This window comes from Dehalococcoides sp., assembly GCF_041654235.1.
Classification (GTDB): Bacteria; Chloroflexota; Dehalococcoidia; order Dehalococcoidales; family Dehalococcoidaceae; genus Dehalococcoides; species Dehalococcoides mccartyi_B.
In genome coordinates, this window is record NZ_JBAZDW010000046.1 from 1 (window position 1) to 9,743 (window position 9,743).

12 protein-coding genes, 1 pseudogene and 1 CRISPR repeat array are annotated in these 9,743 nt (G+C 43.5%); of the genes and pseudogenes, 5 read left to right on the plus strand and 8 right to left on the minus strand.

The annotated features are described in order from the left end of the window. The first annotated feature begins 122 nt into the window (after positions 1-122). Both WC259_RS06150 and WC259_RS06155 read left to right on the plus strand, forming a co-directional pair. Positions 123-323, plus strand: a complete 201-nt coding sequence (locus tag WC259_RS06150; protein ID WP_012984537.1) for a hypothetical protein — start codon at positions 123-125, stop codon at positions 321-323. Next, positions 313-1,818 (plus strand): glutamine synthetase family protein, encoded by a 1,506-nt coding sequence (locus WC259_RS06155; RefSeq protein WP_011309935.1) that lies wholly within the window; start codon positions 313-315, stop codon positions 1,816-1,818. Before WC259_RS06150 ends, WC259_RS06155 begins: the two co-directional genes overlap by 11 nt. An 80-nt stretch (positions 1,819-1,898) precedes the next feature. Here the strand turns inward: WC259_RS06155 and WC259_RS06160 are convergent. From WC259_RS06160 to WC259_RS06180, 5 genes and pseudogenes are all read right to left on the minus strand, one after another. Next, positions 1,899-2,675: pseudogene (locus WC259_RS06160) on the minus strand (zinc ribbon domain-containing protein); the annotation flags it as partial. 159 nt (positions 2,676-2,834) lie between these two features. Beyond that, positions 2,835-3,047, minus strand: coding sequence for a hypothetical protein (locus WC259_RS06165; RefSeq protein ID WP_149867375.1), 213 nt, complete (start codon positions 3,045-3,047; stop codon positions 2,835-2,837). A 307-nt stretch (positions 3,048-3,354) separates the two neighbouring features. After that, positions 3,355-3,993 (minus strand): ParB N-terminal domain-containing protein, encoded by a 639-nt coding sequence (locus WC259_RS06170; RefSeq protein WP_034376130.1) that lies wholly within the window; start codon positions 3,991-3,993, stop codon positions 3,355-3,357. Continuing rightward, positions 3,926-4,603, minus strand: a complete 678-nt coding sequence (locus WC259_RS06175) for a hypothetical protein (protein ID WP_034376189.1) — start codon at positions 4,601-4,603, stop codon at positions 3,926-3,928. The genes WC259_RS06170 and WC259_RS06175 overlap by 68 nt, the downstream gene beginning before the upstream one ends. Positions 4,604-4,677: 74 nt before the next feature. Then, positions 4,678-4,848 carry a hypothetical protein gene (locus WC259_RS06180; protein WP_015407295.1) on the minus strand — a complete coding sequence of 57 codons (171 nt, stop codon included), beginning with the start codon at positions 4,846-4,848 and terminating at the stop codon, positions 4,678-4,680. 750 nt (positions 4,849-5,598) lie between these two features. Between WC259_RS06180 and WC259_RS06185 the strand changes: the two genes are divergently transcribed. Continuing rightward, a complete protein-coding gene (locus WC259_RS06185; protein ID WP_015407296.1) occupies positions 5,599-6,039 on the plus strand; it encodes a hypothetical protein in 441 nt (146 codons plus the stop codon). Between the two features lie 189 nt (positions 6,040-6,228). Here WC259_RS06185 and WC259_RS06190 read toward each other — a convergent pair whose 3' ends face one another. Continuing rightward, positions 6,229-6,387: a helix-turn-helix domain-containing protein gene (locus tag WC259_RS06190; protein WP_158406032.1), complete on the minus strand. Its 159-nt coding sequence runs from the start codon at positions 6,385-6,387 to the stop codon at positions 6,229-6,231. 325 nt (positions 6,388-6,712) lie between these two features. On the opposite strand from WC259_RS06190, the gene WC259_RS06195 reads away from it, so the two are divergent. Further along, the gene (locus WC259_RS06195) at positions 6,713-7,060 is read left to right on the plus strand and encodes a hypothetical protein (RefSeq protein WP_119215567.1); all 348 of its coding nucleotides are present in this window, start codon (positions 6,713-6,715) and stop codon (positions 7,058-7,060) included. Between the two features lie 19 nt (positions 7,061-7,079). Further along, the gene (locus WC259_RS06200) at positions 7,080-7,298 is read left to right on the plus strand and encodes a hypothetical protein (protein WP_015407298.1); all 219 of its coding nucleotides are present in this window, start codon (positions 7,080-7,082) and stop codon (positions 7,296-7,298) included. A gap of 66 nt (positions 7,299-7,364) precedes the next feature. On the opposite strand, the gene WC259_RS06205 is transcribed toward WC259_RS06200, so the two are convergent. Then, complete coding sequence (locus WC259_RS06205; RefSeq protein WP_015407299.1) at positions 7,365-7,667, minus strand: OB-fold nucleic acid binding domain-containing protein; 303 nt, start codon at positions 7,665-7,667, stop codon at positions 7,365-7,367. A 260-nt stretch (positions 7,668-7,927) separates the two neighbouring features. Then, the gene (locus WC259_RS06210) at positions 7,928-8,200 is read right to left on the minus strand and encodes a type II toxin-antitoxin system HicB family antitoxin (protein WP_012984521.1); all 273 of its coding nucleotides are present in this window, start codon (positions 8,198-8,200) and stop codon (positions 7,928-7,930) included. A gap of 142 nt (positions 8,201-8,342) precedes the next feature. After that, positions 8,343-9,722: direct repeats of the CRISPR family, unit length 29 nt; unit sequence CGGTTCACCCCCACATGCGTGGGGAATAC. The last annotated feature ends 21 nt before the right edge of the window (positions 9,723-9,743 follow it).

The window sequence follows — 9,743 nt, forward strand, 5'->3', positions numbered from 1 at the left end:
AAGAGCAAAAACACATGCACCCAGCACGAAGTTTGTAAAAAATAGGCAAACCCTTTATTGTCAATTTTACTGGCTGTACTAAACATTTTATCCTGCCGAGACAAATTCCAAAGGAGAAACGTATGACTAAACTTGGGTTAGATCGGTTTGAAGTTCAAGCACTGTTCAAAAGGTCATTATCAAGCCGGCAAATTGCTGAAAGTGATATATACAACTCCTTATCGGATTTAATAGGAGATGTGATAGAAGAGAACAATAATAAAATTTCACAGCAATTATCATTAAAATTATCTGAAAAGGAACAATGGAAATATGGTAAATGATAGCATAGCCCTAAACCCAAACCCGGTAATTCAGCATTTAGGAAAACCTCCCGAAGAATTCACTAAAAAAGACCTGATAAAATTTATAGAAGACAATAACATTAAAGCTGTTAATTTTCGGCACCTGGGTGGTGACGGTCGCTTAAAAACCTTGAATTTTGTAATAAGTAGCAAGCCGCAACTGGACAGGGTATTGTCCGCCGGCGAAAGAGTTGACGGTTCAAGCCTCTTTTCGTACATTGATTCAGCTTCAAGTGACCTGTATATTGTTCCTCGCTACAAAACTGCTTTTGTTAACCCTTTCTCGACTACACCGACACTCGAACTGTTATGTTCGTACTATACGAAAGACGGCACTCCTCTGCCGAGTTCCCCTGAGAATATTCTTAAAAAAGCCAACCAGTCGTTGCTGAAAAGCACCGGCCTGACTTTTCAAGCTATGGGTGAACTGGAATACTACGTGATAGCAAATAAACAAAACCAGTATCCCGCTACAACCCAAAAGGGCTACCAGGAATCAGCCCCTTTCTGCAAGTGGGAAACCTTAAGATACGAGGCAATGCAGGCAATAGCCAAGGCGGGAGGCCGTATAAAATACGGCCATTCTGAGGTTGGTCACATATTTAACGAAGAGCACGAGATGGAACAGAATGAGATAGAATTTCTGCCTGTGCCAGTTGAAGACGCCGCCGACCAGCTGGTTATTGCCAAGTGGATACTGCGGATGATGGGGCACAAACACGGGGTTGTGGTAACATTTGCACCAAAAATTCTGGTTGGCCACGCTGGAAGCGGCCTGCATGTACATACCAAATTGATGAATAATGGCACAAATGCACTGATTAACGGTGGTGGTCTCAGCGAAACAGCACGCAAGGCCATTGCCGGTTACCTAAGACTGGCTCCGTCACTAACTGCCCTTGGAAACACTGTCCCGCTCTCATTCCTCAGACTGGTACCCCACCAGGAATCTCCTACCAATATATGCTGGGGTGACCGCAACCGCTCTGTTCTGGTGCGTGTGCCTCTAGGCTGGTTAAACGTGGGAAATATGGCAAAGGATGCCAATCCGCAGGAAACAGACGAGCCCACCGCCTTCAGCGACAGCCAAACAGTAGAATTCCGTTGCCCGGATGGATCGGCGAATATTCACCTGCTTATGGCAGGGCTAGCCGTTGCCGCCCGGCATGGGCTTGAGATGGAAAATGCCTTAGAGTTAGCCAAAAAACTTTATGTTGATGTTAATATTTTCGCTGACGAAAATAACCAAATCCAGCAGGCGCTCCCCCAATTGCCTTCTTCTTGCTGGGATTCGGCGGAATGCCTTATAAAAGACCGCCAGATATACGAGAAGGACAACGTATTCCCGCCGACTGTAATTGATGGCTTGGCAAAAATTCTGAAGTCATACAATGACAATGACCTTAGTCAGAGGTTCTACGGTAAAAATGATGAAATCCAGAAGCTGGTAGACCGATATTTGCATTTTGCATAAACCAGACTGTTAATCCTTGCCTGATGTTTGTTTAAAAACGTATAAAAAGGGTGCGGCTTAAGCCGCACCCTTTAGTTTAATTAAATACCCCGCAACTTAAACTGTTTAAATTTTATTGAGGGAATACGACTAGCCAAACTCCAGTCCCCGTGTGTTTCTGACCGTAGCCAACCCTCCCCCGTCTCCACCAGAAACACGGACGAGCCGCTAGGTTCATGACTTAATGGCTCTTTTAGGATATGAATCTTAGATTCTTTCTTTGAAACTGCCACCTGAAAGATAGGCCTGAAGGGTGGCTTGGCTTTAACTGCTATTACCGAGCGATGCTCTTTCACATCCACATAGACCGCATCCAGCATGGTAAGTAAAAGCTTTCTCTGCTCTGACAAGTTGGCTTTACTCCAAAGTTCAGGCAGGTTAAGAATAAGATTCCCGGCTTTTTGAGCCGCGTCGTAGTCAGGTACTACCAGTGATTCCAGACTGAGTTCCAAGAGTTTCTTCTGCCTTGAGTATTCTTCTTCCGGTATAAGGCCATCCATGAATACTCTAGCCATACGATGGAGTTTGGTTATGGTCAGATCTCTTTCTTTTTTGACCCGATCTACTTCATCTTTGAGACTTATTATAGATAATACTTCCTCAAGCCATCTTGGTCCTAGCTCTATGGCTGAGACCAGTTCCCTTACCTGTTTATCTATAACTTGGCAGGCTATTGTACCGCCATGACCCGGACATTCCTGAATGCTTCTTGAGGCTTTATGCTCTCTGTAATAGCTGTTGCCACTCTTATAGGTCTGGGCCCACATGGGCATTCCGCAATGTGAACATCTTACCAACCCTTTAAGCAGGTATTCCCTTTTCATTCTTCTCCCAACAGGATTCATAACCGAAGGGTATGCTCCCGTTGTGTTTGCCTTCATACGCTCTCTGGTCTAGTCCTTTCCTGAGCATCCAGTGAATAACCCTCTACTTGCGAAGCTGAAGATACCCTGACATAGGCAACTGCTCTCTTGCACTCAGTCATTTTGATAATCCCTTCGGGATGCAACTGATAAGGCCACTTCGGCTAAGGCATTTAGAAATTCTTTTATCATTAACTGGTCCACCCCGGTCTGGTATGAAGTGGCGGAGAGTGTATACGCATCGTGTATACATGTCAACACCACCGGGGATAATTCTCCGGTTTTTTCGATTCGGCTTTCCTGATCTTCGTTTCTGTATTTATCCATATTTAATAACATCCGGGATTTAACCCCGGGTACTTATCTCACCCGGCCTGAAACCTGCCTTAATGCCCGTACAAGCTTGCTCTCGGACATATTAATACCACACCTGTATCAATCCATAGCTTTCGCTGACACGATACTGTTCTCCAATTTTTGCAGTACCTGCTTTACATATTCTTGATGGCTGATAAAACCTCTGAAGTGTCTGCCATCCCTTGAGCAAACAAACATAATCAAAGGTTTACCGGATTTCCGGCCAGTGGCCAGCTTTACTCCTAAACCTTGGCTACAAACAGGGCATTTAATTGATTCATTTACCATATTCGCACTCCTTTCTTAAATACGATTGACATAATAGATATAGAGCCTGTCCTCTTAGAGTGGGATTATCACTTTTATTCTCTCTGGCAGAGGGTAGAAAACAGGTTATAGCTTTCTCCACTACTATTTTTTGATTATCCGTTAACTGGAACTTGAGATGACTTAGTTTAGTCAGCCTGGATTGCTGCCAGTTTTGAAGTTGCCGGCTTATATCCTCCTGTCCAATTGAAGCCAGAGATGTTAAATTCCCTGAGGTCTCAGGCAATATCAAAAGCACTTCTTCCTGTTTTATTTGGGATAAAACCTCCCTCAGTAACTGTGCCCGCAGTCCAAGGTCATCTACACCATGAATATGGTTTAAGGCCTGGGTTAAAAGCCTGGCTTCAGCATCATTCAGTTCAAGTACTATGCAGGGAACGGTTTCTATACCAAGTTCAGCCAGTACCTTTAGTCTCTGGTTGCCGGATAAGACTTCAAAATATCCGTCTTGGGGTCTGACGACCAGATTTTCAACCAGCCCATACCTTGTGATGCCTTGTTTTAACTTCCCAAGCATCTTTTCATCCAGTTGGTTCGGATTCCAGGCTGCTTCTCTGAGCATCTCTAGGGATAAATTTGTGACTTCCATTGTTTACCTCCTTGGCAGGGTAGGGTAATACCGCTGATTTCAGATATTCCCGGGAACGGCTGCCCAGACAATTATTCAAAGAACGCCCGTGCCGGAGATGCCCATCCCCCAAATCATATAAAGGCATAGCCGATGATAGGCCGGTATAAAGCCAGCCGGTAGCCTGATATATAATTCCCAAGTGTCCGGCTGACGGGTCACTGTATGACACCAGAAACTTTAAATCTGTATGGCGCTTTAAATATCTGAATAACACTCCCAAAACCCTGGATTCAGCGTTTTTTGGCAGGTCATCCGACAACCAGAATCTGGTAAGAGTCAAACAATCTATAGCCTTGGCCTTATCCACCAATCGATAGGCCAAGGCTGGACCGGCCCCAAAGGTAACAGCACCCGATAGCCGGTTATCAAGCATGACCCCGAAGCAGAGCATGGTACCGGCCGGGAATGAATGGAGATAGTGCTCTCTCTCCAGAATCTGAGCAGCCGCTATCCATGGGATAGGGCAAACCAGAAGGTTATGGAGCGCCGCACTGGGATTCAAACCCGCTCCTGTATCCCGGCAGGATACCATGCTACTTATCACACCCGCGGCGCATTTTGAATCCATATTTATCATCTCACCCCTATGAATACAACTTTATTGAATACGACTTTCTTTGAGATATCCGGTATCAAAACTGTCTATTGGTCATAGTCTTCATCCTGTTCTTCAATCTCTTGATCCTCTGTACAGTTGGCAATGTCTCTGGCCTGAGACAGAAGGGCGCGATAGAGAGAGTCACCAATCAATACCTCATCTGCCCTGACATCCAGCCTGTAGAGTTCTTTTAACAATTGATTTAAAGTCTTCATTTAACCATCCCTTTCATGTAATATAACTCTGTCATTACCTTTTGATGGATTTGATTATATACGCCCATTTTTTTCTCATTCGTACATGGTTTAACCAATGCTATGCCAAAAATATGACAGTTTTTACCAGGATAAACCTAATAAATAAGAATCATCATTTGGGGGCTTGACATGAATAGAGCTCAAACAATCAAATTCTGAAAAGAAATTGGAAATACAACATTTGTTACTGAGCCTGTTTCCAAGTTTAGTAAAATAAAAGGATATCCGAGTAAACGCACCTTAGCACGTTATGTTCAAGCTAACACAGCTTTTGAGGGAATAAATAATATAAATGATGATCAAGCTTTTGATGAGATAACAACTAAAATAGGCTGGAATGTTAAATTCCTTAAAAAATTATACGTATGGTGGGCATTTGAATTTAAAAAAACGAGTCAAAGTATATCTGAACTGCCAAATCAGACTTTTTATATATCTTCTTCAACCGAAATTCAACATCATTGGGACAACCTTGAGTCTTTTGGTAAGAAATTCAGGGACAATATATTATTTCCAGATTTTATAAAAGCTTCAAAACTAAATTTAAATATTGATGGCATTACACAAGATCATCTAGCCAATAAAAACCCTCTAGAGATACTTTATTGGGGCACTGACTTTTCTACAATAACTAATAATCCACTTTTTCCGTATTTAAAGAAGCATCTAGTTTGAAATGCTTGCTGGGATAAACTGAATGAGTTGGCGATGAAATATTTTATTTTTCTAAATGCTGCAATAAAGGCACGCAAAGCAATATATGGAATATTCGATAACGCTTTCCCCACCCAGATCCCCTCGTCCACAAAAGAAATCCTTTCAGATTCAATTCTCACAGATATTGATCAACAGGCAAGCGGAACTTCCGGAATCGATTTTAACTACAATATCACACAGGAAAAAGTTGGCTGGAGTTTACAGCTTGGAGCATGGCATATCAATACCTGCGGTGAAAGACTAATACTCGAACTAATTATTGAAACCCATAAGGCCTTGCACCAAACACTTTTTTATATAGATGAAATAAGAGCTTTGATAAATGTTGATAAAGAATTAAAGCTGAAAGAAATTGAATTTCGACAATCCCTGCTTCCTGATGACCTGTTACGTAAATTTATCAGAAACAGTCATTGTGAATTATGTAGTTGAACACTTGTTTGATAATTTCAGTACCATATCAATCAAGTTTGCGATGATAAGTCAACAGACAATACCAATCGATTCTACTGGAATTCAATATCATACTTCTTTAAGCAAAATGTTTCATTCGAAAACATACAAAATACGAACGTGTTTCTGATAAAATACTATATTTTTATAACACTTCTTTACTGCAAATTATGGCGTTGATTTCTGCGACTTGACCCAATTCATCAAGTCTTCTTTAATGAAAACCCGCTTACTTCCCAGCTTATATGAGGGTAATCCCTTTTTAATCAGATTATAAATTGTCTGATGACTTATGCCCAAGAATTCCTGGGCTTCTGAAAAAGACAAAAATCCGCATTCAATCTTTGTTTCTGACTTCTCAATTTTCTTTCTGGCTATTGTAACACTCCATTTATTTATGGAATATTACAGTCTCGGCTTGTTTTAGGCACGTATTAATTGTTATAGATTGTTATCGATACTATTGCGTTTATGTTATATCATCTCCTAAGTCAGATTAAGGGAGATTATAATGCGAAAATCACTTATTTTATCGCTGGTATCTTTTCTTATAGTTTTTTCACTATGTATTTCAGGGTGTGATCAAAACGGCTTATATTCATCCCCCGGAGGGAATCTCAATATCTTTAGTCAACCCCCAATAACCAAATGCATGAGTTTAGCTGACAAGACAATTACAGTCCAGGCAAATTCTTATTACCGCCAGCAGTTTTCCATATTTTCTGTTATGCAAAATACCCAAGTCATCAGCTCTTTTTATGCCTCAGGTGGTGCAGGCAATGATATCAGGTTACTGATACTTGATAATACTGCCTTTGTAAACTGGTCAAATGGTCACTCGGTTTCTTCCTACTATGATTCCGGCAAACTGACTACTCTTTCATTTAATCTTAATCTTCCAACTGGTACCTACTATCTGGTTCTGGATAATACCTTCTCTATTATTTCTTCCAAACAGGTTAAAGTCCAAGTGGGTCTGGAATGGCAAGAATATCAATAACAATCACAGGAGAATTAGTATGAAACTCGGATTTAGTCTTACAATAATTGGGTTGATACTATTCGCAACCTCTTATTCAGCTTCCGGTATGGATCTAAGTGAATTCGGCTTGCGAATAGGTCCGCTTGAATACCATATCCTGCAGTGGATAATGATATTGGGCGGGGGGCTTTTTATCTTGGGTCTTGTCAGGATAATGGCTAAATCTATTGAACGTAATAATAGCAAAATCAAATAGAAGATGTGCTTTAGACCTGTGTATACTTGCCCTATACTTGGTATAACCACGGTAGAGAGAAAGCATCTACCTCCAATCCCTTGAGGCAGGCACTTTTGCTTCTAAGCTGAGTGCTTCTACCCTTTGAATCACGATATTGCAAGCGCCATCTTTTCGGGAAAGATAACCGCTTGCTACCAGAAAAGTCTGCTTGAAGGTAAGCTCATTCTGCCGGTAAGTGTCGGGGAATGCCATGCAGTGTATATGACCGAGTTCATCTTCAAGGGTGATAAATACTACCTTTCCGCGGAGGCGCTGGCGGCGGATAACCAATCCGGCAGTAGTAAGTAATCCCCGTCTTTCAGATTTTCTATACCCCGGTTGGTACAAATGCCTTTACCTAATTTTTGCCTTAAGCTAGCCATTATATGCCCATTAGGATAGAGTCCAAGAGTTGAGTACACTTCCATCATCTTATCCCAATTACAAGGCGCTGAAAGGCGGGCAATATCCTGTTCCACCGGCAATGACACGGTAAGCTGGCAATTTACCGGCCGGTAACGCAGAAACTACACAGCATATTGCCTGAGTCAATGCCTCAACTTTGGTTCACCCCCACATGCGTGGGGAATACGTTTCCTTTGGTTGGTTTAACCTTCCTTTATGACAAACGGGGTGAAATCCCCTTCTGTGCGGGGTGGTTCAATCTCTTGCTTGTGTGTATAGGTACATTCTAGCCAAAGCTCTTTTGCTTCTTTAATATTGGCTAATGCCTCTTTAATGGTTTCTCCCTGCGAAAGGCAACCAGGCAACTCGTTGATAGAAGCCACATAGCCACCTGCTGGGTCTGTTGTTAAAATAATTTGGTAGTTTAAGCCTTTATAATAAGAAGGAGGTAACCGTTTCGTTATTGCTTGCACCATTATTTAATCTCCTTTTATTTAAGGTTGAGCGTCTTTATAATCATTTTAACATATACTGATTTAACGTACTTTGCTTTTTGGGTGTCAGGATAGTCACTGATACGTTGTTGTCTTTGTGATATATCCTATGGCTACCTTTATCCGGTTCACCCCCACATGCGTGGGGAATACTGTAGCATTCGCTGAAAGCCACGCCTGGGGTGCGGTTCACCCCCACATGCGTGGGGAATACTTGCATCTATTGCGTACCGCCAGTACAGGTGCCGGTTCACCCCCACATGCGTGGGGAATACGACGCTTGGTGAGTTCTGCTGCTAAACCATGCGGTTCACCCCCACATGCGTGGGGAATACGAGAGCGGGAACTCCCCGGCGGAAAGGATGAGAAATAGAGACCGGTTCACCCCCACATGCGTGGGGAATACCTTTCAGGTTGTTTACCAATGAAATCAGATGGCGGTTCACCCCCACATGCGTGGGGAATACCCTGTAATTTATACTATACTCCTGCCAATACCCGGTTCACCCCCACATGCGTGGGGAATACGATGTGAAGTCATTCATTGAGGCCAGTTTCAACGGTTCACCCCCACATGCGTGGGGAATACGGCATCAGTAAAGACTTCTGTAACTTCCCAGCCGGTTCACCCCCACATGCGTGGGGAATACAGTTATTCATTAAGAAGATTGCGTCACATCTGCGGTTCACCCCCACATGCGTGGGGAATACGCGTGGTCTTCATCTGTCTGCCCATCCAGTAGCGGTTCACCCCCACATGCGTGGGGAATACACCAATGGTTAGAGGTGCACCCTTTTTGTATCCGGTTCACCCCCACATGCGTGGGGAATACCGAGATACGCAGGCCCACAAAGGACGTTATGACGGTTCACCCCCACATGCGTGGGGAATACGACCTTATCGTCGGAGGATTTCCTTGTCAGGCGGTTCACCCCCACATGCGTGGGGAATACATTTATTCACCCCTGCAAATCGCATCTGTGACCGGTTCACCCCCACATGCGTGGGGAATACCCTCTATACACCCTTCAACACAGATATCCCCCCGGTTCACCCCCACATGCGTGGGGAATACAAATGAGAGCGGAGTTTTAAACGGGTTAATGACGGTTCACCCCCACATGCGTGGGGAATACGCCGGGTTCGTCTTTGTCAGAGATAATGATTGCGGTTCACCCCCACATGCGTGGGGAATACTCGGTTAACCCGTGAGCAAGCCAGCTCGTAAGCGGTTCACCCCCACATGCGTGGGGAATACATGGGAATACCAAGTCTGGTCTCCCTTGGTGAAGGTTCACCCCCACATGCGTGGGGAATACTAACGTAGATTGTGAAGCGGTCTACCAGTGAGTCCGGTTCACCCCCACATGCGTGGGGAATACTTCCCAATCGTCCTTATGTTCTACCAATACATCGGTTCACCCCCACATGCGTGGGGAATACGAATGTACCCGAAACATGTTCTCGTGGTTGCCGGTTCACCCCCACATGCGTGGGGAATACTTGATTAAGATTAAAGTCTAG